We start from the raw sequence: 22,997 nt of genomic DNA on the forward strand, positions 1-22,997 counted from the left end.
CCATGATTCCTGGCGAATACCTCTGTGCCGAAGGCACGATCGAGCTCAACGCGGGCGCGGAACGCATCGAACTGGATGTGATCAATACCGGTGACCGGCCGGTTCAGGTCGGCTCGCACGTGCACTTCCCGCAGGCCAATACCGCCCTGGAATTCGACCGCGCGGCCGCTCACGGTCACCGCCTCGACATTCCCGCCGGCACCGCGGTGCGCTTCGAACCCGGTCTGGGGCAGCGGGTTTCGCTGGTCCCGCTGGGCGGCGCCCGCGAGGTGCACGGGATCAGCCTCACCCCACCCGGAAAGCTGGATGCCTGATGGCCGAACTGTCCCGCGCCCGTTACGCCGAACTGTTCGGGCCCACCGCCGGCGACCGAATCCGCCTGGCGGACACCGATCTGCTGATCGAGATCACCGAGGACCGCAGCGGCGGACCGGGTCTCGCCGGTGACGAGGCCGTCTTCGGCGGTGGCAAGGTGCTGCGCGAATCCATGGGCCAGGCCCGCGCCACCCGCGCCGAGGGCACCCCGGACACCGTCATCACCGGCGTGGTGATCGTCGACTACTGGGGAATCATCAAGGCCGACATCGGTATCCGTGACGGCCGCATCGTCGCCATCGGCAAGGCGGGCAACCCCGACACCATGAGCGGGGTGCACCCGGACCTGGTGGTCGGGCCCTCGACGGAGATCATCGCCGGCAACGGCCGCATCGTCACCGCGGGCGCCATCGACTGCCACGTGCACTTCATCTGCCCGCAGATCCTCGACGAGGCCATGGCCGGCGGCATCACCACCCTCGTCGGCGGCGGCACCGGACCCGCCGAGGGCTCCAAGGCCACCACCGTCACCCCGGGCGCCTGGCATCTGGCCCGCATGCTGGAGTCCACCGACTCCTGGCCGGTGAACATCCTGCTGCTGGGCAAGGGCAATACCGTGCGCGAGGACGCGCTGTGGGAGCAATTGCGCGGCGGCGCGGGCGGTTTCAAACTGCACGAGGACTGGGGCACCACCCCGGCCGCCATCGACCACTGCCTCACCGTGGCCGACGCCTCCGGCGTGCAGGTGGCGCTGCACTCGGACACCTTGAACGAGGCCGGATTCGTGGAGGACACCCTCGCCGCCATCCGGGGCCGGGCCATCCACTCGTATCACACCGAGGGTGCGGGCGGCGGGCACGCACCCGACATCATCACCGTCGCTTCGCATCTCAATGTGCTGCCCAGCTCCACCAACCCGACGCGGCCGCACACCATCAACACCCTCGACGAGCATCTGGACATGCTCATGGTGTGCCATCACCTGAGCCCGTCCATTCCGGAGGATCTGGCCTTCGCGGAGAGCCGGATCCGGCCCTCCACCATCGCGGCCGAGGATCTGCTGCACGATCTGGGCGCGATCTCCATGATCGGCAGTGACGCGCAGGCCATGGGCCGCATCGGCGAGGTGGTCATGCGCACCTGGCAGACCGCGCACGTCATGAAGCGCCGTCGCGGCGCGCTGCCCGGCGACGGCGCGGCCGACAACAACCGGGTGCGGCGCTACGTCGCGAAATACACCATCTGCCCGGCGGTTACGCACGGCCTCGACGCCGAGATCGGCTCCATCGAGGTCGGCAAACTGGCCGATCTGGTGCTGTGGGAGCCCGCCTTCTTCGGGGTCCGCCCGCACGCGGTCATCAAGGGCGGCACGATCGCCTGGGCCGCCATGGGCGACGCCAACGCGTCCATTCCCACTCCGCAGCCGGTACTGCCGCGCCCGATGTTCGGGGCCGCGCCGAGCGTGGCGGCGGGAACCTCGCTGCACTTCGTGTCCGAGCAGGCTATCGAGGACGGCCTCGCGAACCGGCTGCGGGTGAACCGGAAACTGGTGCCGGTGGCCAATGTTCGCAGCCGCACCAAGGCCGACCTCCCCAACAACGACGCCATGCCCCGCATCGAGGTGGAGCCGGACACCTTCACCGTCCGGATCGACGGGGAGGTGTGGGCCGAACAGCCCGCCACCGAACTGCCCATGGCACAGCGGTACTTCCTGTTCTGAACGGAGCCGGTGCCGGGCGCGGCGAGCGCGCGCCCGGCACCGAGCCCGGCTCCCGAGTGGGAAATCTCTCGGCGTGAGCGCAATGCTGGGAGTGCGCCGGAGGCGGTGGCAGACTTCGGATATGACGACTGCCGAGTGGGCCGAAGTTGATCGCTATCTCGTCGAAACCCTGGTGGGAGACGAGGATTCGGAAACCTTGCGGGCGAACGCGGCGGCGGGACTGCCCGCCATCGACGTCTCGCCGCCGCAGGGCAAGTTCCTGTATCTGATCGCGAAATCCGTGCGGGCACGGCGCGTACTCGAGGTCGGCACGCTGGGTGGATACAGCACCACCTGGCTGGCGCGGGCCGTCGGGAAGGCCGGCCGGGTGGTGACCCTCGAATACGAGCCGAAGCACGCCGAGGTGGCGCGCCACAATCTGGATCGCGCGGGGGTGGGGGAGCGGGTCGACATCCGGGTCGGCGCGGCGCTGGACTCGCTGCCGGTGCTGGCCGAGGAGCAGCCGGAACCGTTCGATCTGGTCTTCATCGATGCCGACAAGGTCAACAACGCCAACTATGTGCGGTGGGCTCTGCGGCTGACCCGGCCCGGGTCGGTGATCATCGTCGACAATGTGGTGCGCAATGGCGGCATCGCCGACGCCGCGTCGGCGGATGCGGCGGTGCGGGCCAGCCGGGAGGTCATCGAATTGATCGCCGCCGAGCCGCGATTGGACGGGACCGTACTGCAGACCGTCGGCGGAAAGGGCTGGGACGGTTTCGCTTACGCGGTCGTGCTCGGCGAGGACGACTGAGCTTCAGGTCACTGAACGGAGGGTGAACTGGGCATACGCTGCCCGGTCCACCTCGTACCGGAAAATTTGCTGCACGTTTGCTTGTCATCCTGTGGATGTCGTCAATACGGTCGTACGCATGACGGACCCGTACGGCTCGACCTTTCCGCCGCCCGCCTTCGTGGCCCCGCCGGAACCCGGCCACCGACCCGGCGCGCTCGAGCGGTTGCGCTCGGCCGCGTTCGTGGCCGCGCCGGTCGTCGCGCTCGTCGGGACGGTGGGTGTGCTCGCCGTCGTCATCTATCGCGGTGAGCATCCGGCCACCGCCGACCCCGGCCGGAACCAGCGGGCCGGGGTCTCCACCACCGTGTCGGCCGGTCCGGTGATCCCGGTCGTGCACGCGTCGTAATGCCCTGCGGGGCAACAACTGTCACCTGTCCTGCGGGCGATCACTCTCGCGAACCGGGCGTTTCGTCCGGGTTCGCGGCCAACTCCTCCCAGTAGTCCACGTACGCCTGCTCGTGCATGATGCCCAGCCGCAGCACGCGGGCGCGTGAGGTCGCGCGCTCGCTGTCGTCCGGATCGATCTCGCTGTACAGCGTCCGGTACAACTCCAGCCAGCCGCGATGCTCGGCGGCCTGATTGCGGGCCAGTGCCACCACGTCACCGGGCTCGCCGAGATCGGCGAAGAACAGTTTCAGCTGCGCGGGATCGCGGGTCTCCGGCGGCGGCGCGGTCGGGTCGCCCAGCCAGCGGGTGAGTTCGGCGCGGCCGGCGTCGGTCAGATGGAAGACGCGGCGGCGTCGTCCGCTCTCCTCGGCCTCCTCGTGCAGCAGGCCCTGCTCGGCCAGGCGCGGCGGGACGCGATAGAGCTGGGCGTGCGGGATGGGCCAGAACTTGTCGACGCTCTCCTCAAGGCGGACCTTCAGGTCGTAGGGCGTCAGCGGGCCGTGCCGGGCGATGAGGCCCAGCACGATGTGGTCCTGCGGGCCGAGGTCGGTCATTCGGCAACTCCTCTCGGGTTGACACGGTATCGCTGAGACTATACATTCATTCCCGCCATACCGTATCAATGAGACTATGGGAGCTGGGATGCGCGACTACGCCATCGACCTGTACAACCGCTGGGCCGCCCTCTGGAACGGCGACCTCGCCATCGCCGGCGAGATCATGGCCCCCGAATTCACCCTCCGCTACGCCCAGCCCGGCGCGACCGTCTTCGACGACGTCCACGACCCCGCGGCCCTCGCCGCCGTCGTCGACGCGTTCCGCGCCGAGCGGCCGGGTCTGGAGTACGACCCGCAGGGCGTGCCCGTCGTCGACATGACCGACGGCCGATCCGGACTCATCGCACAGCCCTACGGGGCCCGGATCGTCGATCCGGACGGCACCGTCGTGCGCGACATCAGCGGTACCGACATCCTGCGATTCGAGAGCGGGCGGATCGTCGAGGTCTGGTCGGCGTCCGGTGGACCAACCGGACGCAGCTTCTACCCTTAAGCCCATGTCGAAGCGCCGCATTCCCCGTCCCGTGCCCGAGGACTGCCCGTGCGGGCTGCCCGCCGCGTACGCCGACTGCTGCGGGCGCCTGCATCGCGGCGAGGTGACTGCGAGCACCGCCGAACAGCTCATGCGGTCGCGCTTCAGCGCCTTCGCGGTGCGGGACGAGGCGTATCTGTTGCGCAGCTGGGCCCCCGAAACCCGGCCCGCCGATGTGGATTTCGACCCGGGACTGCGCTGGGACCGGCTCGAGATCCTCGGCACGACCGGCGGGGGACCGTTCCACACCGAGGGCACGGTGGAGTTCCGTGCCCACTACCGGGCCCACGGCAGGGCGGGACAGCTGCACGAGAACAGTCGCTTCCGCCGCGACCACGGGGCATGGGTCTACCTCGACGGCGATTTCGAGAACTGATCAGCGGATTCGCTTCTGCCGCATCACTTGTCACGGACCTTCGTCGCGCACGACACAACGGAATCCGAGATGGCAGGTGGCGGTGTCCTCGGTCTGCCCCTGGCGGGCGGCCGGGCGGTAGCGCAGACAGTAGTCGGCCGCGCACAGATACGATCCACCCTTGACCACCCGGCGTGGAAAGCGTTGCGCCGCTTCGACTTCGGGTGTGTCCACCCGTGGGTTGCGTGGAGCGCAACAGGACGACGCCGAGTGCCCGGGGCGAAAGAAGTCGACTGTCCACTCCCACACGTTGCCGGTCACGTCGTACAGACCGTAACCGTTGGGCGAATAGGTGCCGATCGCCGTGGTGCCGGGCGTGGACGTCTGTCCCCGGCCGGGATGGAACTTCCAGGGGAAGGCGCCGACCCAGACATTGGCCAGGCGCCGGCCGGTGGGTTCGAATTCGTCACCCCAGGCGTAGGTCGCCGAATCGAGTCCGCCACGGGCCGCGTACTCCCATTCCGCCTCCGTGGGCAGCTGTTTGCCGGCCCAGGCCGCGTAGGCCGAAGCGTCCTCGTAGGCGACCTGGGTGACCGGGTGACGGTCGAGCCCGTCGAGCGTACTGCCGGGCCCGTGTGGATGGCGCCAGCCGGCTCCCGGAACGTACCGCCACCAGCGGCGCCAGTTGTCCAACGACACCGGACCCGAGGTGGGCCGGAACACCAGCGCGCCCGGTGTCAGGTCCGCCGGCTCCGCATCCGGGTAGTCCTCGGCCGCCGGAATGCGTTCGGCGACAGTGATGTATCCGGTTTGCTTCACGAATCGCCGGAAGGCGGCGTTGGTCACCGGGTGCGGGTCGATCCAGAACGAATCGACTCGCACCCGATGCACCGGCCGCTCCTCGGGGAAGAAATCCTCCGAACCCATGCTGAAATCGCCGCCGGCTATCCGGACCATGCCGCGGTGGACCTGTGCGCGGATCGCGGTGGCCATGGGAGCTCTCCTCAATCGCGCGAAAAGGCTGCGGCCGCCGCCAGTTCCAGATCCTGGTACGGTTTTCCGCTCACGTCCTCGATCACCTGGTGCATGGTCCCCCCGGTGAACGGGAACGGTGACCGGTACCGCGCCGAAACGGACTGACCGGTGTCCCGGCCGACCCGGACGCCCTCCCCGACACCGGAGAACACGGTCGGCTGGATCCGCATGTCGTCGAGTGAACCCACAGGGTTCTCATCGATGTAGAGGACGGCCTCACCCGTGGGCGTGAAGTGGTCGGGCCGGGTGCCGTGCCGTTCGTACCGCACCCCGAGGATGTGATCGCCGAGCGGTACCCGGCGGTCGGAGACGATGGCCTGTTCCTCCTCGCCGAGGAAGTTGTAGATGTAGCACAGGCGACCGTCCTGGACGAACAAGGCGTGCCCGCCGAGCCGCCCACCGTGGGCGAACAGCACCCCCTCCGCGTCCGGGCTGGTGATCGTCGTCTCGGCGAGCAGCGCGAACGAGCGTCCCAGAATCTCGAGCGCCGCGCCCGGTCCGACCTCCGCGCTGTCCGGGTAGTAGACGGCCCGGTCCAGGCCCTTGGCGTAGGTCGGGCGATAGCGCACCATCGCGGAGATGATGTCGAGATCGTTGAGCGGCATCCCGTTGTATTTCTCGGCCTCCGAGAACCACAGTGCCTTCAATTCCTCCAGCTTCTCGGGATGAACCTCGGCCAGGTCGTGCATCTGGCTGCGGTCCTGTTCGAGATGGAACAGTTCCCAGCGGTCCTTGTCGAAATGTCCCCAGCCGGACGGGCAGGCCGCGTGAATGGTGTCGGCGAACCACCCGCGATGCCAGATGCCGCGCGTGCCCAGCATCGAATAGAACTGGGTGTGCTTGCCGACATCGGCGTCGGCGTCTTCGAACAGGGCCCGGAAGCTGACCCCCTCCAGGGGGCGCTGCTCCACGTTCTTCACCGTGTCCGGCGGTGTGATGCCGAGCAGTTCGTAGATGGTGGGGGTGACGTCGCAGACGTTGAGGTACTGGTGGCGGATCTCGCCGCGGGCCGGGATGCCGGCCGGCCACGACATCACGCATGGATCGGCGATGCCGCCTTCGTGCGAGGCATACCGCTTGTACAGCTTGTACGGGGTGTTGAAGGCCATCGCCCACCCGATGCTGTAGTGGTTGTAGGTGGTCGGCAAACCCAGCTCGTCGAGCTTGGCCAGACTGTCCTCGATCGTGTCGATGTAGCCGTTGAAGAACTTCATCTCGTTGACCGAACCGTTCGGACCGCCCTCGCCGCTGGCACCGTTGTCCGAGAAGGCCACGATGATGGTGTTGTCGAGCTGGCCGCTCTCCTCGAGATAGTCCAGCAACCGGCCGATCTGCGCGTCCGTGTACGACAGGAATCCGGCGAACACCTCCGCCTGCCGCGCGAACAGCCGTTTCTCGTTGTCGGACAGCGAATCCCATGCCCGTACCGTGTCCTGCGCCGGCCACGGCTTGCCGTCGGCACTGGTGACGTTCATGTACGGGTTCATGGGCGACAGCTCGGTGTTCTCCGGCACCAGGCCCATGCGTTTCTGGTTCTCCAGCACTATCTCGCGATACTTCTCGTAGCCCATGTCGAACCGGCCGCGGTATTTGTCGGCCCACTCGTGCGCGACGTGGTGCGGCGCATGCCCGCATCCCGGGCACAGGTACATGAACCACGGTTTGTCGGGGGCGATCACCTTTGCGTCGCGAATGAATTCGATCGACTTGTCGGCCAGATCCTTCGACAGGTGATACCCGTCCTCCGGCGGATACGGCTGCGAGATCGGGTGATTGTCGTACACCAGATTCGGATACCACTGGTCGGCCTCGCCGCCCAGGAAGCCGTAGAACCGCTCGAACCCGCGCCCCAGCGGCCAATGCCGCTTCGACGCCGCGAGATTCTCCTCCTCGAGCGGCGTCATGTGCCATTTGCCGACGGCGTAGGTGTTCCACCCGCGCTCGGCGAGCACCTCCGAACACAACGCGGTGTCGGCAGGGATGCGACCCGACAGGCTCGGGAATCCATCGCTGAATTCTTCGACCGTCGCCATGCCCACCGATGACGCATTTCGCCCGGTCAGCAGCGAGGCACGCGTGGGCGAACACAGTGCGGTGGTGTGGAACTGCGTGAACTGCACGCCCCGGTCGGCGATCCGCTTCATATTCGGCATGTCGACCAGACCGCCGTAGCAGTCCCAGGTCGCGATTCCGATGTCGTCCCACACGAGATACAGCACGTTGGGCGCACCCTGCTTCGCGGTCGGCTCTGCGTACGGCTCCCAGTCGGCGACCGAGTCACGGATATCTAGGGCGACATGTCCTGCGAACTTCCTGGCCATCATTCACCTCTGGAAAAGGAGAATCGTTGGTAGTGATACCCAGCTCCGGCGATACCGCTGGGAGTTCATCGACGCGTCGGTGACCATGCCATTCCTGGACTCCGGTGTCCGGAACTCTCGCTGCTCACCGGCCTCTCGTTCCGATAGAAGAGTACCGACCGGAATGGACTCAAAGCAGCGGTTGGCCGAACACGAGGCCCGAACGGTCGATGATGTAGAGCCCGAGCACGATCAGCACGACCGGCATCAGCCAACGGCTGTAGCGCCGCAGGGTCTCGGCCGGCCGGCGATGGGGTATCAGCACCATGCCGGCCGAACACCAAGCGGCGGTGAGGATGGCGAACACCATGACGGTGAGCAACGCGTCCGCCGGTCCCATGATGCGAAAGGCCGGAGTGTAGACGGAGATATTGTCCCCGCCGTTGGCGACGGTCAGTCCCACCACCGACCACAGCCCGGTGCCGGCCGGGGGCGGTGTGCGATCGCAGCGCCGATGGGCCCTGGCCAGCATCCCGATCCCCAGGATCAGCGGGACCACGCCGAGCAGTCCGATCCACTCCACCGGGACGGCGCAGAGTCCCAGCGCCGCCAGCCCGGAGACCGCCACGATCAGCCCGACGCCGAGGAACTGCCCGGCCCAGATCTGCCACCGCCTCGGGATCCCCGTGCTGCGCGAGGTGACGTTGAGCACCGTCAACACGACCGCATTGTCGATGTTGGTACCGACGAACATCGCCGCGGCGGTCACGACGGTGGCCATCTCCGCCAAGCCTGGGTGAGCGCCGGGTGGGTTCGGGCGCGGTTCCGAGTTCGGTACACATCGACCACCGATCGATGGACGGAACGGATGCCGAATCATATTGACGGCAAAAGCATGTGGCCGGCGCCGGTGTCCCGCTGGATATCGCGGCCTGCGACCCGGATGGCCTTGCCTGGGAACTCGAAAGAGAGTGTTCGAGTCTACGAGTGATCGAACAGGGGCACAAGACGCCGTCGCCGGTCTGCACGCAGAAGCAGCAGAACTGCATCGTCCGCATCGTTGCAGTCCATGCAATTATGCAGGCGATGCCCTGCAACGGGATTCGGTGGCGCCCATGATGGTGATTTCGAGCGGATCAGTGGGCGGCGCGGGCCTCGAAGCCGTCGCACAGTGCGGTGAGACCGGTGTCGAGCAGGTGCTCCGGATTCAGCAGGGCGGTGTCGCCCGTGCCGACGAGACCGGCGAGCGGGGGCGGGGTGGGCCAGCGCGGGTCGCCGTCGAGCAGCGCGGTGAGCCCGGAGCGTTCGTCGGCGCTGCTGTCGCGGCCCTGCAGCAGCCGGGCACTGACCTCCTGCAGGGCGACCCCGGCGATGTAGCTCCACACCGACAGTGACATGCGGGTCGCCTCACGGGTGTCGACGCCGAGCTCGGCGAACCCCTCGACCAGCCAGCTCAGCACCACCAGGCTGTGCTCGCCGAAGTTGTAGCGCGGCACCGCGAAGGTGAACAGCACCCACGGATGTTCCTGGTAGAGACGCCAATCCACCTCGGCCGCGATCCGCACCCGGTCCCGCCAGGTCCAGTCCTGGCCCTCGGCCGGCGGGTAGGGGTTGCGCCGCGAGACCTCGTCGGTCATGGCCGCCAGCAGGGTGTCCTTGTTGGGGATGTGCCGGTACAGCGACATGGCGCCGGAGTTCATCCGATCGGCGATGCGGCGCATGGACAGGGAATCCAGTCCGGACTCGTCGGCCAGGGTGATGGCGGTGTCGACGATGGCGGCCCGGGTGAGCTTGGCCTCGGTCATCGGACGAATTGTTCCCTTCCGCGCAGGGGATGCGTACACTGTACTCGCGCTCGTGCGTACAACGTACGCGCGCATTTTCTTGCAAGCCCGAAATCAGCCCGAAGGATAGGTCATGACGAGTACCCTCGCGCGTCCCGACGTGAAGACGCCGCGCCGCGCCTGGGCGGGCCTGGCGGTTCTGCTGTTGCCGGTGCTGCTGGTGTCGATGGACATGTCGGTGCTCTACCTGGCCATGCCGACACTCACCCAGAGCCTGGATCCGTCCGCGACACAGCAGCTCTGGATCCTCGACATCTACGGCTTCATGATCGCCGGACTGCTCATCACCATGGGCAATCTGGGCGACCGCATCGGGCGCCGCAATATTCTGCTCGCCGGTGCCACGGTCTTCGGAATCGCCTCGGCGCTGGCCGCTTTCGCACCCAGCGCGGGCGTGCTCATCGCGGCGCGGGCGCTCATGGGCATCGGCGGCGCGACGTTGCTGCCGTCCAGCCTGGCCCTGATCTCGACGCTGTTCCCGAACGATCGGGCGCGGGCCACCGCCATCGGCGTCTGGACCGCGTTCTTCGCGGGCGGGTCGGCGGTCGGGCCCATCATCGGCGGCATCCTGCTGCACCACTTCTGGTGGGGCTCGGTGTTCCTCATCAATACGCCGGTGCTGCTGGTGCTGCTGGTCTTCGGTCCGCTGCTGCTGCCCGAGCACCGCGACGCCGGGCGCGGGCGCCTGGACTGGGTGAGCGTGCTGCTGTCCATCGGTGGCATCCTGCCGCTCGTGTACGCGGTCAAGCATTGCGCGGCCGAGGGATTCGACCTGCCGGCCGTCGGCATCGGGATCCTCGGCGTGCTGCTGCTGACCGCGTTCATCCGGCGGCAGCGCACGCTGGCCGAACCGCTGCTGGATCTGAGCCTGTTCCGGCGCGGGCTGTTCTCGGTGGCCATCGGGTCCAGCACGGTCGGCATGCTGGCGCTGGCCGGCATGAGCTACCTGACCAGCATGTACCTGCAATCGGTGACCGGACGCGACGCGCTGCAGTCGGCGCTGCTCGGGATTCCGGGGGCCGTGGTGGTGTTCGTGTTCTCGATGAGCGGCGCGCGGATCGGCCGCAGGCTCGGCACCAAGACCACCTTCGTGCTGGCGCTGAGCATGGCGTCCCTCGGCAATCTCATGCTGCTCGGGGTCGGTGTGGACGGCGGGATCGGCTGGTACATCGCCGGTTCCGTGGTCGCGGGCGCGGGCTTCGGCATCGCGTTCACGCTGGTGTCGGAGGTGGCGGTGTCGTCGGTCCCGGCCGAGCGGGCCGGGTCGGCGGTCGGCATCTCCGAGACCAGCTTCGAACTCGGCAACGGGCTGGGCCTGGCGCTGCTGGGATCCCTGGCGGCCCTGGTGTTCCGCTCCGGCGGGGACTTCGGGCCGACGCTGGGCGAGACCGTCGCCCAGGCCGGCGGCAATGCCGCCCTGGTCGAATCGGCGCGCGAATCGTTCGTGACCGGCATGCACGTGGCGACCACCACCGGTGCGGTGCTGCTGGCCGCGATGGCGGTGGTGGCGTTCTTCGCCAAGTCCGGCGCCCCTGCGACCAGCGCCGCGGTGCCGGCCGGTTCCGCGCACTAGCCGAACAGGGTGGTCCACACCTCGGTGACGCGGGCGCGCCAGGGCATGACCACCCGCTGATACGCCCAGCGCACCGGGCCCACGAGGGCACGCCAGGCGCGGGCGACGGCCGCGAAGAGTGGTTGCAGGACAGTGCGGTTGAACCAGCGGCAGGGGGTCACCACCGTGATGTGGACGACGGTGGTGGCCACCCGCCAGCCGAACAGGACCGTCACGATCACGGCGTAGACCAGCGGACGCAGCACCCATCGCCACAGCTGCTCCGCGGGCCACACGATCAACCAGGTGACGAGCGGTTCGATCACGGTGACCAGCAGCCAGTGGACGCCGGGCCGCAGGATTCGCCGCCACAGGGCCGAGATCGGGACGGCGACCAGCCACTTCCACGCCATGGCCAGCGTCCACCCGATCGCCTCGGCGATCGGTCTCACCACGGTGCGGAAGATCCACGGGATGCCCGGCTTCAACACCCGCCGCCACAGCCACTCCTCGATGGCGCGCTGGATCGGGCGCAGGACATAGGCGAGCAGGAATGCCCCGATCGGGGTGAGGACCATGCCGAACAGCAGCTGCTGGATCAGCAGGTGCCAGAGATAGTTGCGCACGAAATTGCGCAGCGGGCGGAAGACCCAGTCCCGGAACAAGATCGCCAGCGGTCGTGCCAGATGCTCGTTGAACAGCCTGAATGCCGCGGCGATCAGTCGCGGTATCCGGGTGAGCGCCTCCCATACCAGCCGCGGTGGCACGAACAGCACCAGCACGATGCCGCGGGCGATCCACCCCAGGATCGAGACGTTTCCGGCGTCGGCTCTTCCGGCGCTCGATGCGACATGACGGATTCCTTCCCCCGTAGACCGCCTCCCATCCTGGTGCCGGAAAGTGGGCTGCGCCCAGGGTATTTCCACTCAGTTCCCGATCACATACCGGTCCGACGGTTAGGCTCGGAAACGTGGCTGAGCAAGACGCTCCGAACAGTGCGCGACCGGCCGGGTCGAACGGACGTCCGTTGGCGGAACGCGTGGCGACCAGACTCTTCTATCCGACCTCCCGGCCGCGTGAGAAGGCGCTGCGCGAGGCCGTGTCCGGCGAGGTCATCCTGGTGACCGGCGCCTCGCACGGCATCGGCAAGGCGGCGGCGCGGAAACTGGCGGCCGCGGGCGCGACGGTCCTGCTGGTGGCGCGGTCGCTGGAGGACCTCGAACAGGTGGCCGCCGAGATCCGGGGAGCGGGCGGGACGGCGCACGTCTACCAGTCGGACATCACCGAATTCGATGCCGTCGAGGCGCTGGGACAGCGGGTGCTGGCCGAGCACGGCCGGGTCGACGTGATGATCAACAACGCGGGCCGGTCGATTCGCCGCCCGATCGACCGATCCTACGACCGGTTCCACGATTTCACCCGCACCATCGACGTCAACTACCTCGGACCTGTGCGGCTGCTGCTCACCCTGCTGCCGAGCATGCGCGAGCACCGGCGCGGACACATCGTGAACATCTCCACCTGGGGACTGCGCATGCCGCCCGCGCCGCGGTGGTCGGCCTACGGTGCGTCCAAGGGCGCCTTCGACATCTGGTTGCGCACCGTGGCGACCGAGATCGCCGCCGACGGTGTCACCACCACCTCGGTGTACATGCCGCTGGTGCACACCCGCATGAGCGCGCCCACCGATTTCTCCGGCGTGCCCGGGCTCACCGCCGACGAGGCGGCCGATCTCATCTGCCACGCCGTGGTGGCGCGACCGCTGGAGATCTCGCCCTGGTGGACCGGTCCGGTGCAGGCGTTCTCGGATCTGCGGCGCGGGGCCGCGCAACGGTTCATGGAGCGCGGCATGGGTCGCAGGTCAGGGAAGTAGCACCACTTTCCCGGTCGTCTCGCGGGATTCCAGGGCCCGGTGCGCGGCGGCGGCCTGCGCGAGTGGGAAGGACTGGACGGCCGGGCGCAGACGACCGGTCGCGGCCTCGGCCAGCGCGCGAGTCTCCAAGGCGCGCAAGCCACCCGCGCGTTCGAGCATGGGCGGGCCGAGCACGACCTGCGAGGTGATGCCGCGGGCGGCGAGGGCCTGCTCGTCGAGGTCGATCTGTCCGCCGGACCAGCCGAACACCAGTCGCACGCCGCCGGCGCCGAGCAGATCGACCGCGGTGCGGGCGATCTCGCCGCCGACACCGTCGAACAGCAGGGTGGCCGGGCGGTCGCCGTAGCGGGCGCGCACCGCGTCCGGCCATGCCGGATCCAGGTAGTCCAGCGCCAGATCCGCGCCGTTCTCGTAGACCTGATCGGCCTTCGCCTTGCCGCCGGCGAGTCCGATGACGGTCGCGCCCGCGGCGGCCAGGTACTGCACCAGCAGGGTGCCGATGCCACCTGCCGCGGACGGCACGATGGCCACGGTCTCGGCGCTGACCTCGGCGAAGCCGAGAATCCCGAGCGTGGTGCGTCCGGTGCCGATCATCGCGACCGCGGCCCCGGCATCGACACCGTCCGGAATCGTGTGCAGCCGTTCGGCTTCGGTCACGGTGAGTTCCGCGTATCCGCCCGGCACCTGCCCGATGTGGGCGACGACCGCGCGGCCGAGCCAGCTGTCGTCCACTCCGGAACCGACCCGGTCCACCGTCCCCGCCACCTCCCGGCCGGGGATGGTCGGCAGTTCCGGGATCGGCATCGGCGATCCCGAGAAGCCCTGCCGCAGTGCGGTATCCAGCAGATGCACCCCCGCCGCGCGGACCGCGATCCGCACCTGGCCGGGACCGGGCTCGGGGTCCGGGACCGTCTCGAACCGCAGATTCTCGGCAGGTCCGAACTCGTGAAGACGGATGGCGCGCACAGCAACTCCTAGTCTCGGCAATGAACGTGCCCCCAAGCCTGCAACCTGAACATTGGTTCAGGTCAAGTTCCCTTGCGTGGGTCCGCCGCCTGCGGCGTTGAATCCCCCCCGCAATTTGAAACGAATTGCCTTCACACTCATGGCTTTCGGGTTAGTCTCGCTGCGCTCCGCTTCCTGTGAGCTTGCTGTGAGAGAGGACGATTCATGAAAACCGTTGTGCTGAAAGCCTGTGCGATCGCGGCCATCGGCTCCGGACTCGGCGCGGCCCCGGCCCTGGCCGCTCCGCTGTCGCTGCAACCCGCCGCCCCCGAACCGGCCGCAGTGAACCCCGTCGCCGGGCTGGTCCCCGAGACCGGTTCCGCGGGCACGCTCAATTCCTTCACCTGCGCCCTGAAGAGCATCTCGGCCTCGATGCCCTGCCTGCTCACCTAGCCGAGAGGACGCGGCCGGCCACGGCCTAGGATCGGGCCATGCGATATCCGGACGTGCGGCGATGAGCCTGGCCACCCTCCTCACCCTCGCCGATTCCCGGCTGCCGATCGGCGGGCACGTGCATTCGGGCGGGGTCGAGGAGGCGGTCGCCTCGGGTCTGCTGCGCGATGTCGCCAGCGTCGAGCTCTACCTGCGGCGGCGCATCCGGACCTCCGGTCTGGTGGCGGCCTCCCTGGCCGCCGCCGTCTGTGCGGGGACCCTCGAACCGGGGCGCGCCGAACTCGAGGCCGACGCGCGGACGCCGTCGCCGGCGGCCCGGGCGGCGTCGCGGGCCCAGGGGCGCGGGCTGCTTCGGCTGGCCAAACAGGTCTGGCCGCAGGCCGATTGGCGGGCGCTCGGCGCTCGACCGCATCTGTCCACGGTGTTCGGGGTGGTCGGCACGGTGTGCGACGCCGCACCGGAGGACATCGCCGCTGTCACCGTCTACACCACCATGACCGGGGCCGCGACGGCCGCGCAGCGACTGCTGGCCCTCGATCCGGCCGCGGTCGCTGCCTGCACCGTCCGGCTCGCCGAGTTGTGCGACGCCACCGCGCGGCAGGCGGCGAAATCGCTTGCCGCGCTCTCCGACCCGCTGCAGGACGTGCTTGCCGAGCGGCACCTGCGGCGGGACATGCCGCTGTTCGCGTCCTAGCCGGTCACCGGGTTGGTAACAACCGGTTTACGTGGCTGGGCAAGGATGGGGGTGAAAGGAGCCGCACATGCCACCTCACCTGATCGACGGGGAACCGCACGACCACAGCCACGACCGGCCCAAGCGGGAGCGGACGCCGGGCGAGCCGCTGCGGATCGGGATCGGCGGGCCCGTCGGGTCCGGGAAGACCGCGCTGACCGCGGCCCTGTGCCGGCAGCTGCGGGACGAGCTGTCGCTGGCCGTGCTGACCAATGACATCTACACCACCGAGGACGCGGACTTCCTGCGCCGGCACGCGGTGCTGCCCGACGAGCGGATCACCGCGGTCCAGACCGGCGGCTGCCCGCACACCGCGATCCGCGACGACATCACCGCGAATCTGGATGCCATCGACGACCTGATCGAGGCGAACCCGCCGCTGGATCTCATCCTGGTCGAATCGGGCGGCGACAATCTGACCGCCACGTTTTCCTCCGGCCTGATCGACGCGCAGATCTTCGTGGTCGACGTGGCCGGTGGTGACAAGGTGCCGCGCAAGGGCGGACCGGGCGTGACCTGGTCGGATCTGCTGGTCATCAACAAGACCGACCTGGCCCCCATGGTCGGCGCGGATCTGGCTGTCATGGACCGGGATTCGACCAAGGTGCGCGAGGGCCGGCCGTTCGTGTTCACCTCCCTCACCGAGGACCCGGCCGCGACGCCGGTCCTGGCCTGGGTGCGCGAGCAGCTGCGTGTGGCGGCCGAACAGGACGCGGCGGCGGGCAGTGCCCATTCGCACTGAGCTCCGCATCACCGCGACCGCCGGGACGCTGCCGCACATCCACGCGGTCGGCGGCCTGGCGGCGCGGCACACCGGCGTGGACACGGTGCATATCATCGGCACCGCCGCCACCCCGCTCGGTGGCGACGTGCTCGACATCGTCGTCTCGGTGGGTGAGGGCGCACGGTTGACGGTCCGGTCGGTGGCCGCCACCATCGCGCTGCCCGGGCGCGAGACCCGGAAGTCCGTGGCGCACTGGCACTTCGACGTGGCCGCCGGGGGCGAACTCGATGTCGATCCCGAACCGACGGTGGTCGCGGGCGGCGCCGAGCACGACACCTTCACCACCATCCGGCTGGAAGAGGGTGCACGCCTGCGCATTCGGGAACGCATCCAGATCGGCCGTACCGGCGAGGACCACGGCTACTGGAGCGGCGAGCTCACCGCCGACATCGGCGCCACCCCACTCCTGCGCCACCGCCTCGAACTCGGCGCCGACACCATCACCGACGACGCCCTCTCGGCCCCGCGCGCACTGGAGAGTGTGCTCACCTACCCCGACGACCGCCCAGCCGACACCACCGGCTTGGACGCAGTACTCCTACCCCTCGCCGTAGGCGGCACCCTGTTCACCCGGACGGGTCGCCTGCTGACCCGCTGACCGCAATCGCCTCGCGGGGAGTCCTATGCCCGGGCTCGGGTGAGCGCTCGGACCAGTCGTTCGAGCCATTCGCGCAGGCTGCCGGTGACGTCAGGATGGTTCTGCCGGAACGCGTCCCAGTGGACGTTCCAGGTGAGGATGTCGTCGGCTTCGAAATCGTCGGCTGCCGTGCCGAGGGCTCTGCGCAGCAGCGGCCGGGGTAGGTGGATGCGCGGGGACTCCGCCAGGAGCACGGCGTCGTAGAGATCCTTGCCTGCGCCGCCGTCGCGGATGTCGACGTACTCCGAGGTTCTGGTGGATTCGGTGAACAGCCACAGGAGTTTCCATGCCAGGGACAGTTCCGGGCTCGCCGTGACGCAGGGGGTGGGCGCGCTGCCGTCACCGCGCGGCACGAGGGTCCAGATGGGGGAGTCGGGGAGGGATTGGTCGGCGGCGAAATCCAACTGGACCTCGCCCGCCATCGCGTCGGGGCCGGTCGTGTACCAGGGCACGCGGACCCTGAGGCCGGGGGTGTCGTAGTAGTCGAGGGCATAGCTCCCGTCCGCAACGTCGTCGATACCGTCGGCGCTCAGGACCACGCCTGCCGGGGTCGCCGGTCGCTGCCGGATCGTCTCGATCAGGTTGTCCAGCAGGGGAGTCCAGGTGTGGTTCTCGCTGTAATCGTCCGGGTCCACCCAGTGCAGGCCCTCCGGCGGCAGGATCGGGCGTAGCCCGAAGGACTCGAACTGCTCGTCCTCCCATATCTCGCCGGTCACCGCTCCGAACGCGGCCTCGGGCCAGTGCTGTACCCAGGACATGTCGTCGACATAGGGGAACGGGTCGGCCGGATCGGTGAAGGCGATATCGGTCGGGTCGGGCACGATCCAGTCCAGATCGGCCGGCGGCCTCGCCTTGTCGCCGACCCACGCGGCCATGGTGATACTCCCGCGCAGCACCAGCCCACGGCCCCAAGGGGATTCGGCGATCAGCTCCAGTGTGTGGTCGAGCGCCGCCCGATGAGCGGCGCGGAACCGCGGTGTCCTCTCCACCTCCCTGACGCTAGAACCGGGGTGTGACAGGAAATCGCGGTCATTCCAGGTTGTACCGCGAAAGCGCCACGCGCTCACCAGACTTGGACGATCAAGATCAGGGAGCCGTCACTGCGGAATTCTGCCATTTCCCACTCTGGGAGCTCCCCTGATCTTGTCGCCAGCATTGCGCCGCAACAGATTCGGGCCCCCGATCATCGCGCTACGCGGGGTGCCTGGCCGGCGACGCGCGTCGCTACTTCCCGGCCCGGGCGCGAGATGGCGAGGCCAGGTGGTCTCGCAGCGGCCTCGGCGAGATCGATGCCCATTCCGAGGACGGCAGATCTGCCACCTGTACCCACTCCCACAAGGTGGCTATAGTTGGATATAGTCAGATACGGCAGTCAGTGACTCAGGAGGTAGATATGACCACAATCGAGGGTGCGAATGTTCTGGTGACGGGCGGGCAGCGCGGGTTGGGCCGTGCGTTTGCCCGGGAGTTTCTGGACCGGGGTGCGGCCAAGGTGTACGTGAGCGCGCGGAAGCCGGAGTCGAGTGACGATCCGCGGATCGTGCCGGTCGAGCTGGAGGTCACCGATCCGGATTCGATTGCCGCGGTCGCGGAGCGGGCCGGGGATGTGAGCATTGTGGTGAACAATGCGGGGGTGTTGCGGCCGGCTCCGCTGTTGCAGACCGAGATGGCGGATGTGGTGGAGACGTTCGAGACGAATGTCTTCGGGCCGCTGCGGATCGCTCGGGCTTTCGCGCCGATCCTCGCCGCGAACGGTGGTGGGGCGCTGGTGGATATCCACTCGGTGCTGTCCTGGGGTTCGGGGGCGGCCGCGTACGGCGCGTCGAAGGCCGCTCTGTGGTCGATCACCAATTCCCTGCGGATCGAACTGGCGGGGCAGGGTACGCAGGTGGTCGGTGTGCATCTCGGGTTCGCCGACACCGACATGGTCAAGGCCATCGCGGCGCCGAAGATCAGCCCGGCCGAGGTGGCGGCGGCGGTCGCCGACGGGTTGGAGCAGGGGGCGACCGAGGTGCTCGTGGACGAGTTCACCAGGCAGGTGAAGGCGGCGCTGTCCGGCCCGGTCGAGGGCCTCGTGCTGCCGCTCGGTCGCTGAAAATCCGTCTCTTCCAAGGGAGTTCATCATGCCGCTGTGGCACATCTATCACCCCGCCGACACCCTCACGGCTGAGGACAAACAGAATTTCGCCAAGGACATCACGGCTTACTACGCGCGCTTCGGGCTGCCGGAGTTCTACGCGGTGGCGCTCTTCCACGAGGTCCCGGCCGACTCCTTCTACGTCGGCGGGGTATCGATCCCCGCGGTGCGGATCACCATCGACCATCTGGCGCGCCAACTCGACGACCCCGATCTGCGCAAGCACATGAGCGAGCGCCTGCACACCCTCATGGCCCCGTATACCCACGACCGCGGGCTGCATCTCGAATTCAATATCAACGAGGTACCCCGGGACACCTGGATGATCGGTGGACTGTTCCCGCCCCCGCCCGGCAGCCATATCGAGCGCGGCTGGGCCGAGGCGAACAAACCCATTCCCTACTGACCGAGGACGTGGCCCGTATCGGCGCGGTGGGATGGCGGGGCTGGTGGGAACCGGCCCTCACCGCCGGTTCCCACCGCGAGCACAGCGGTGCTCGATCGAGCTGCTCGGCGGCGAGGGTCAGTCGCCGACGACGCGGGGTTGAGCATTGAACGCGTTGAACGCACCGACTGCGGCGCCTGCGTGCCCGGGCCCGTCGGGCCCGGGCACGATGCGAGCGTCCGCTGCGTTGTCCGGGACCGGGATCCGGGCCGGCGGGTGCAGTACGCCCACGGGGGCGAGGTAGCTCGTGTCCGGGGCCTGACTCGACCACTGGATGGAGCTCTTGATGTCACCCGGAATGTGCAGGCCCTCATAGGGATTCACGTTCGGGGCGTCAGCGGCCGGCCACTGCGCCCTGGGCGCGTCGCCCTGCTGTGCCATCGGAGCGACCTCGGCCGGTGCCGCGTTCGCGGTGCCCGGTCCGACGATCGCCAGTATTAGTGGAACCGCCCCTGCCGCAACCACATTGCCGACCTTGTTCCGGTGCGGGTTGAGTGCTCGGTGCTTACCTGCGGCCATGCAGAACCTTTCTGTTCGGGCAGAACATCTAGGGGTACATCGACGCTCGGCATTCGAACCCACCGGTCGCCTGGATTGGTGACAAAGTGGACAGCTGAAAATCATTGCCATAACTGGAAATTAGCCACTGTGCTCGTGAAAAGCCATGAAAGAGGCCGGAATCCCAGTTCGGGGATTCCGGCCTCGGTAGACATCGGGTCGGGCTTACTGTCAGCCCGCGCGCTGCTGCGAGGACTTCTCCGCTTCCTCATTCGCCGCGGATTTGCCGTTACCGGAAGAACTTTCGCCGCCGATCTGTTTGGCGAGCTGACGCGCCTCGGCCGGATCGTCGAGCGCCTCGAGCGCCAGTCGCGCGAACACCCACTGCTCGGTGGCGGCCATCTGACCGCGGTGGCGGCCCAGGAAGGAGACGAACCATTCGAGCACGGTGACGAAACGGCTGCGGAAGCCGACCAGGTACCACAGGTGCAGGCCCAGCCAGGCCAGCCACGCGAAGAAGCCGCTGAACTCCAGCTTGCCCACCTGGCACACCGCGCTGAACCGCGACACCGTGGCCATGGAGCCCTTGTCGAAGTACTTGAAGGGCTTGCGGTCGGCCACCGTCTGCTTGCCTGCGACCTCGGCCTTGATGGCCTTCGCGGCGTAGGTGCCGCCCTGGATGGCGCCCTGCGCCTGCCCGGGCACGCCCGGCACGGACATCAGGTCGCCGACCACGAAGACGTTCGGGTAGCCCTTGATGGTGAGGTCGGGTTCGACGATGACGCGCCCGGCTCGGTCCACCTCGGTGCCCTTGGACCGGTCGGCGAGGATCTTGCCCAGGCCGCTGGCCTGCACGCCGGCCGACCACACCTTGCAGGCGGATTCGATGCGCCGCTCGGAGCCGTCCTGGTCCTTGATGGTGACGCCGCGCGCGTCGACGTTGGTGACCATGGCGTTGAGCTGGATCTCCACGCCCATCTTCTCCAGCCGCTGCTGCGCCTTGCCGCCGAGCTTGGGGCCCATCGGGGCGAGCACCGCGCCCGCGCCCTCGACGAGGATGACGCGCGCATCGCGGGTGTCGATATTGCGGAAGGAGCCTTCCAGGGTGCGGTCGGCGAGTTCGGCGATCTGTCCGGCCAATTCGACGCCGGTGGGCCCGGCGCCGACCACCACGAAGGTCATGAAGCGGTCGCGGACTTCGGGATCGGTGGCGAGCTCGGCCTCTTCGAAGGAGCCCAGGATGCGGGCGCGCAGTTCGAGGGCGTCGTCGATGGTCTTCATGCCGGGCGCATAGGTGGCGAAGTGGTCGTTGCCGAAGTAGGACTGCTGCGCTCCGGTGGCCACGATGAGACTGTCGAACGGGGTGACGTAGTCCTGGTTGAGCAGGCGCGAGGTGACGGTGCCGTTCTCGACGTCGATGTCGGTGACCTCGCCCATGACGACGCGCGCGTTCTGCTGCTGGCGCAGCACGATGCGGGTGGCGGGGGCGATCTCACCGGTGGAGAGGATGCCGGTGGCGACCTGGTACAGCAGCGGCTGGAACAGGTGCGTGGAGGTCTTCGAGATGAGGGTGATGTCGACGTCGGCCTTGCGCAGCTGTTTGCAGGCGAACAGTCCACCGAACCCGGACCCGATCACCACCACGCGATGACGCTGTGCGACGGATTTCTCGGCGTTCATCTAGTTCCTGCTCCTCGCCAGACGGGGAAAGTACGACAACTCACCCGTAACGGTAGTGCAGTGTGAGTAGCGCAGACCAATCAGGATCGACCGAAAACAGACCTTTCAGACAACGACCTTGAAACTACAATATGGTCGGTCGTCCAGCGAGGATTGCCGGGAAGCGCGCCGCGGGCGGCCCCGGCCGTGCCGGAACCGCCCGCGCGCAGCGTCGGTGTCAGCGCCCCTGGAACAGCAATTGCGCCACGTGCGTGGTGGTTTCGGAGCCGTCGGCGTAACCGCCCTGATCGCCCTGCTCGGTCATGATGGCGAGGGTGTAGCGCTCACCCGGGCCCGCGAAGCCGACCGAATTGACCACCCAGCCGCCCTGCTCGTCGGACCAGCCGTTCTTCAGGCCCGGGTTCATGGCCGCGCCCGCGCCCCATACGCCCCAGTGCTGGTTGGTGTCCACGTGACGCATGCGGTCGAGCAGGTAGGCGCGGTCGTCCGGGTGCATGCGGGTGAGCACGTTGTCCATCAGCCGGTCCAGGTCGGCGGGGGAGCACTGCTGGAAACCCCAGTCGGGGAACAGCTTGACCTGCTCGATCGAGGTGGTGGGCGGCATGGGGACCAGACCGGTCATGCCGTTGGCGCGGAAGGCGTTGTTGAACGACATGCGGTCGATGCCGGCGTACTTGTTCCACAGGATGTCGGCGGCATTGTCGTTGGAGGTTGCCAGCATGGACTCCATCAGCGCGCGGTCGTCGGGGCCGAGCTGGATGGCGCCGATCCGGGCGCGGTTCAGCAGATCCTCGGCGATTGCCAGCTTGATGGTGGAGGCGGTCCAGAAGTTGGTGTCCGCGTTGCCGTTTCGATAAATGCCGCCGGTGACGCGGTCACGCATCACGTAGCCGGTGACGCCGGGGCGGGTGCCGAGGTAATTGTCGACGGCCGCGATGCGGCTGCTCATATCGGCGTCGAATCCCGCGATAGGGCCCTGGGTGTGCACCGGTGCGGCACCGGCCATGGGGACGAAGGCGGGGGCGGCCGGAATGAGGGCCGCGGCAGCGAGAACACAAGCGGAGGAGGCCACGCGCCGGGCCTTGGGGGAACGCACGAGGGAACACAATAGAGGGGACGATGCCCGATACGCACGTCTTGAGGTGAATCGGTATGTGTGTTATCGAATCGACACTGTTGCACAGACTTTCGCGCGCGTCAGTGAAAAGCCGCTTGTAGCTCTTCGATGCTGCGCCCATTGAGGCGGTAGCAGTGCTCGAATGCCTCGGTGTGCCGCTCCCGCGGCCACGACTGCAGTACCACGCCGCGTCCGTAATGCCGGGAGTTGACGAGTTCCCAGCGGTCTCCCACCCGCCGAACGGTGAACCCGGTTCTGGGCAC

General features: G+C 68.1%; 26 protein-coding genes. 14 read left to right on the forward strand and 12 right to left on the reverse strand.

Going from position 1 to position 22,997, the window contains the following annotated elements; translation table 11 throughout:
- Positions 1–2 precede the first annotated feature (2 nt).
- The 4 genes from ACFXIV_RS24465 to ACFXIV_RS24480 all read left to right on the forward strand — a co-directional run bounded on the left by ACFXIV_RS24465 (position 3) and on the right by ACFXIV_RS24480 (position 3,216).
- Positions 3–314 carry an urease subunit beta gene (locus ACFXIV_RS24465; protein ID WP_379400235.1) on the forward strand — a complete coding sequence of 104 codons (312 nt, stop codon included), beginning with the start codon at positions 3–5 and terminating at the stop codon, positions 312–314.
- Positions 314–2,035, forward strand: a complete 1,722-nt coding sequence (locus ACFXIV_RS24470; RefSeq protein ID WP_379400234.1) for an urease subunit alpha — start codon at positions 314–316, stop codon at positions 2,033–2,035. The genes ACFXIV_RS24465 and ACFXIV_RS24470 overlap by 1 nt, the downstream gene beginning before the upstream one ends.
- A gap of 121 nt (positions 2,036–2,156) precedes the next feature.
- Entirely contained in the window at positions 2,157–2,828 is a 672-nt protein-coding gene (locus tag ACFXIV_RS24475) for an O-methyltransferase (RefSeq protein ID WP_379400233.1), read from the forward strand.
- Positions 2,829–2,946: 118 nt separating this feature from the next.
- Positions 2,947–3,216, forward strand: coding sequence for a hypothetical protein (locus tag ACFXIV_RS24480; RefSeq protein ID WP_379400232.1), 270 nt, complete (start codon positions 2,947–2,949; stop codon positions 3,214–3,216).
- A gap of 40 nt (positions 3,217–3,256) precedes the next feature.
- Here the strand turns inward: ACFXIV_RS24480 and ACFXIV_RS24485 are convergent, their stop codons facing one another.
- Complete coding sequence (locus tag ACFXIV_RS24485; protein WP_379400231.1) at positions 3,257–3,811, reverse strand: PadR family transcriptional regulator; 555 nt, start codon at positions 3,809–3,811, stop codon at positions 3,257–3,259.
- A 76-nt stretch (positions 3,812–3,887) separates the two neighbouring features.
- Between ACFXIV_RS24485 and ACFXIV_RS24490 the strand changes: the two genes are divergently transcribed.
- Positions 3,888–4,307 (forward strand): nuclear transport factor 2 family protein, encoded by a 420-nt coding sequence (locus tag ACFXIV_RS24490; protein WP_379400230.1) that lies wholly within the window; start codon positions 3,888–3,890, stop codon positions 4,305–4,307.
- 4 nt (positions 4,308–4,311) lie between these two features.
- The gene (locus ACFXIV_RS24495) at positions 4,312–4,722 is read left to right on the forward strand and encodes a YchJ family protein (protein WP_379400229.1); all 411 of its coding nucleotides are present in this window, start codon (positions 4,312–4,314) and stop codon (positions 4,720–4,722) included.
- A gap of 30 nt (positions 4,723–4,752) precedes the next feature.
- On the opposite strand, the gene ACFXIV_RS24500 is transcribed toward ACFXIV_RS24495, so the two are convergent.
- From ACFXIV_RS24500 to ACFXIV_RS24515, 4 genes are all read right to left on the reverse strand, one after another.
- The gene (locus tag ACFXIV_RS24500; RefSeq protein ID WP_379400228.1) at positions 4,753–5,694 is read right to left on the reverse strand and encodes a formylglycine-generating enzyme family protein; all 942 of its coding nucleotides are present in this window, start codon (positions 5,692–5,694) and stop codon (positions 4,753–4,755) included.
- Between the two features lie 11 nt (positions 5,695–5,705).
- Positions 5,706–8,057 (reverse strand): arylsulfatase, encoded by a 2,352-nt coding sequence (locus ACFXIV_RS24505; protein WP_379400227.1) that lies wholly within the window; start codon positions 8,055–8,057, stop codon positions 5,706–5,708.
- Positions 8,058–8,226: 169 nt separating this feature from the next.
- Positions 8,227–8,817 carry a cadmium resistance transporter gene (locus tag ACFXIV_RS24510; protein ID WP_379400226.1) on the reverse strand — a complete coding sequence of 197 codons (591 nt, stop codon included), beginning with the start codon at positions 8,815–8,817 and terminating at the stop codon, positions 8,227–8,229.
- Between the two features lie 355 nt (positions 8,818–9,172).
- Positions 9,173–9,841 carry a TetR/AcrR family transcriptional regulator gene (locus tag ACFXIV_RS24515; RefSeq protein WP_379400225.1) on the reverse strand — a complete coding sequence of 223 codons (669 nt, stop codon included), beginning with the start codon at positions 9,839–9,841 and terminating at the stop codon, positions 9,173–9,175.
- 112 nt (positions 9,842–9,953) lie between these two features.
- Between ACFXIV_RS24515 and ACFXIV_RS24520 the strand changes: the two genes are divergently transcribed.
- A complete protein-coding gene (locus tag ACFXIV_RS24520) occupies positions 9,954–11,453 on the forward strand; it encodes an MFS transporter (RefSeq protein ID WP_379400224.1) in 1,500 nt (499 codons plus the stop codon).
- Here the strand turns inward: ACFXIV_RS24520 and ACFXIV_RS24525 are convergent.
- Positions 11,450–12,214, reverse strand: a complete 765-nt coding sequence (locus tag ACFXIV_RS24525) for a hypothetical protein (protein WP_379400223.1) — start codon at positions 12,212–12,214, stop codon at positions 11,450–11,452. The two genes, ACFXIV_RS24520 and ACFXIV_RS24525, sit on opposite strands and share 4 nt — an antisense overlap.
- Positions 12,215–12,402: 188 nt before the next feature.
- On the opposite strand from ACFXIV_RS24525, the gene ACFXIV_RS24530 reads away from it, so the two are divergent.
- Positions 12,403–13,305, forward strand: a complete 903-nt coding sequence (locus ACFXIV_RS24530) for an SDR family NAD(P)-dependent oxidoreductase (protein ID WP_379400222.1) — start codon at positions 12,403–12,405, stop codon at positions 13,303–13,305.
- Here ACFXIV_RS24530 and ACFXIV_RS24535 read toward each other — a convergent pair.
- Entirely contained in the window at positions 13,294–14,271 is a 978-nt protein-coding gene (locus ACFXIV_RS24535) for a zinc-binding dehydrogenase (RefSeq protein WP_379400221.1), read from the reverse strand. The two genes, ACFXIV_RS24530 and ACFXIV_RS24535, sit on opposite strands and share 12 nt — an antisense overlap.
- Positions 14,272–14,475: 204 nt before the next feature.
- On the opposite strand from ACFXIV_RS24535, the gene ACFXIV_RS24540 reads away from it, so the two are divergent.
- From ACFXIV_RS24540 to ACFXIV_RS24555, 4 genes are all read left to right on the forward strand, one after another.
- On the forward strand, positions 14,476–14,703 hold the full coding sequence (locus ACFXIV_RS24540; protein WP_379400220.1) for a hypothetical protein: 228 nt from the start codon (positions 14,476–14,478) through the stop codon (positions 14,701–14,703).
- Between the two features lie 61 nt (positions 14,704–14,764).
- Entirely contained in the window at positions 14,765–15,397 is a 633-nt protein-coding gene (locus tag ACFXIV_RS24545) for an urease accessory protein UreF (RefSeq protein ID WP_379400219.1), read from the forward strand.
- A gap of 67 nt (positions 15,398–15,464) precedes the next feature.
- Complete coding sequence (gene ureG / locus ACFXIV_RS24550; RefSeq protein WP_354831895.1) at positions 15,465–16,178, forward strand: urease accessory protein UreG; 714 nt, start codon at positions 15,465–15,467, stop codon at positions 16,176–16,178.
- A complete protein-coding gene (locus ACFXIV_RS24555; protein ID WP_379400244.1) occupies positions 16,168–16,818 on the forward strand; it encodes an urease accessory protein UreD in 651 nt (216 codons plus the stop codon). The genes ureG and ACFXIV_RS24555 overlap by 11 nt, the downstream gene beginning before the upstream one ends.
- 23 nt (positions 16,819–16,841) lie before the next feature.
- On the opposite strand, the gene ACFXIV_RS24560 is transcribed toward ACFXIV_RS24555, so the two are convergent.
- The gene (locus ACFXIV_RS24560; protein ID WP_379400218.1) at positions 16,842–17,846 is read right to left on the reverse strand and encodes a nucleotidyl transferase AbiEii/AbiGii toxin family protein; all 1,005 of its coding nucleotides are present in this window, start codon (positions 17,844–17,846) and stop codon (positions 16,842–16,844) included.
- A gap of 404 nt (positions 17,847–18,250) precedes the next feature.
- Here ACFXIV_RS24560 and ACFXIV_RS24565 point away from each other — a divergent pair, with 404 nt between their 5' ends.
- Together ACFXIV_RS24565 and ACFXIV_RS24570 are read left to right on the forward strand one after the other, a co-directional pair.
- Positions 18,251–18,952, forward strand: coding sequence for an SDR family oxidoreductase (locus tag ACFXIV_RS24565; RefSeq protein ID WP_379400217.1), 702 nt, complete (start codon positions 18,251–18,253; stop codon positions 18,950–18,952).
- Positions 18,953–18,980: 28 nt separating this feature from the next.
- Positions 18,981–19,400: a tautomerase family protein gene (locus ACFXIV_RS24570; RefSeq protein WP_379400216.1), complete on the forward strand. Its 420-nt coding sequence runs from the start codon at positions 18,981–18,983 to the stop codon at positions 19,398–19,400.
- Positions 19,401–19,517: 117 nt separating this feature from the next.
- Here ACFXIV_RS24570 and ACFXIV_RS24575 read toward each other — a convergent pair whose 3' ends face one another.
- The 4 genes from ACFXIV_RS24575 to ACFXIV_RS24590 form a co-directional block, all read right to left on the reverse strand.
- Positions 19,518–19,958, reverse strand: coding sequence for a hypothetical protein (locus ACFXIV_RS24575; protein WP_379400215.1), 441 nt, complete (start codon positions 19,956–19,958; stop codon positions 19,518–19,520).
- Between the two features lie 210 nt (positions 19,959–20,168).
- A complete protein-coding gene (locus tag ACFXIV_RS24580; RefSeq protein WP_379400214.1) occupies positions 20,169–21,617 on the reverse strand; it encodes an NAD(P)/FAD-dependent oxidoreductase in 1,449 nt (482 codons plus the stop codon).
- 217 nt (positions 21,618–21,834) lie between these two features.
- The gene (locus ACFXIV_RS24585; RefSeq protein ID WP_379400213.1) at positions 21,835–22,725 is read right to left on the reverse strand and encodes a tat pathway signal sequence; all 891 of its coding nucleotides are present in this window, start codon (positions 22,723–22,725) and stop codon (positions 21,835–21,837) included.
- Positions 22,726–22,814: 89 nt separating this feature from the next.
- Positions 22,815–22,967, reverse strand: a complete 153-nt coding sequence (locus tag ACFXIV_RS24590; RefSeq protein WP_326361853.1) for a hypothetical protein — start codon at positions 22,965–22,967, stop codon at positions 22,815–22,817.
- Between the last annotated feature and the right edge of the window lie 30 nt (positions 22,968–22,997).

It is taken from the genome of Nocardia sp. NPDC059236 (genome assembly GCF_042754085.1).
Taxonomy (GTDB): Bacteria; Actinomycetota; Actinomycetes; order Mycobacteriales; family Mycobacteriaceae; genus Nocardia.

What these genes read in the sequence shown, in the direction of transcription:
- ACFXIV_RS24465 (WP_379400235.1), top strand. Translation starts at nt 3, where the DNA reads ATGATTCCTGGCGAATACCTCTGTGCCGAAGGCACGATCGAGCTCAAC.
- ACFXIV_RS24470 (WP_379400234.1), top strand. Translation starts at nt 314, where the DNA reads ATGGCCGAACTGTCCCGCGCCCGTTACGCCGAACTGTTCGGGCCCACC.
- ACFXIV_RS24475 (WP_379400233.1), top strand. Translation starts at nt 2,157, where the DNA reads ATGACGACTGCCGAGTGGGCCGAAGTTGATCGCTATCTCGTCGAAACC.
- ACFXIV_RS24480 (WP_379400232.1), top strand. Translation starts at nt 2,947, where the DNA reads ATGACGGACCCGTACGGCTCGACCTTTCCGCCGCCCGCCTTCGTGGCC.
- ACFXIV_RS24485 (WP_379400231.1), bottom strand. Translation starts at nt 3,811, where the DNA reads ATGACCGACCTCGGCCCGCAGGACCACATCGTGCTGGGCCTCATCGCC.
- ACFXIV_RS24490 (WP_379400230.1), top strand. Translation starts at nt 3,888, where the DNA reads ATGGGAGCTGGGATGCGCGACTACGCCATCGACCTGTACAACCGCTGG.
- ACFXIV_RS24495 (WP_379400229.1), top strand. Translation starts at nt 4,312, where the DNA reads ATGTCGAAGCGCCGCATTCCCCGTCCCGTGCCCGAGGACTGCCCGTGC.
- ACFXIV_RS24500 (WP_379400228.1), bottom strand. Translation starts at nt 5,694, where the DNA reads ATGGCCACCGCGATCCGCGCACAGGTCCACCGCGGCATGGTCCGGATA.
- ACFXIV_RS24505 (WP_379400227.1), bottom strand. Translation starts at nt 8,057, where the DNA reads ATGGCCAGGAAGTTCGCAGGACATGTCGCCCTAGATATCCGTGACTCG.
- ACFXIV_RS24510 (WP_379400226.1), bottom strand. Translation starts at nt 8,817, where the DNA reads ATGGCCACCGTCGTGACCGCCGCGGCGATGTTCGTCGGTACCAACATC.
- ACFXIV_RS24515 (WP_379400225.1), bottom strand. Translation starts at nt 9,841, where the DNA reads ATGACCGAGGCCAAGCTCACCCGGGCCGCCATCGTCGACACCGCCATC.
- ACFXIV_RS24520 (WP_379400224.1), top strand. Translation starts at nt 9,954, where the DNA reads ATGACGAGTACCCTCGCGCGTCCCGACGTGAAGACGCCGCGCCGCGCC.
- ACFXIV_RS24540 (WP_379400220.1), top strand. Translation starts at nt 14,476, where the DNA reads ATGAAAACCGTTGTGCTGAAAGCCTGTGCGATCGCGGCCATCGGCTCC.
- ACFXIV_RS24545 (WP_379400219.1), top strand. Translation starts at nt 14,765, where the DNA reads ATGAGCCTGGCCACCCTCCTCACCCTCGCCGATTCCCGGCTGCCGATC.
- ureG (WP_354831895.1), top strand. Translation starts at nt 15,465, where the DNA reads ATGCCACCTCACCTGATCGACGGGGAACCGCACGACCACAGCCACGAC.
- ACFXIV_RS24565 (WP_379400217.1), top strand. Translation starts at nt 18,251, where the DNA reads ATGACCACAATCGAGGGTGCGAATGTTCTGGTGACGGGCGGGCAGCGC.
- ACFXIV_RS24570 (WP_379400216.1), top strand. Translation starts at nt 18,981, where the DNA reads ATGCCGCTGTGGCACATCTATCACCCCGCCGACACCCTCACGGCTGAG.
- ACFXIV_RS24575 (WP_379400215.1), bottom strand. Translation starts at nt 19,958, where the DNA reads ATGGCCGCAGGTAAGCACCGAGCACTCAACCCGCACCGGAACAAGGTC.
- ACFXIV_RS24580 (WP_379400214.1), bottom strand. Translation starts at nt 21,617, where the DNA reads ATGAACGCCGAGAAATCCGTCGCACAGCGTCATCGCGTGGTGGTGATC.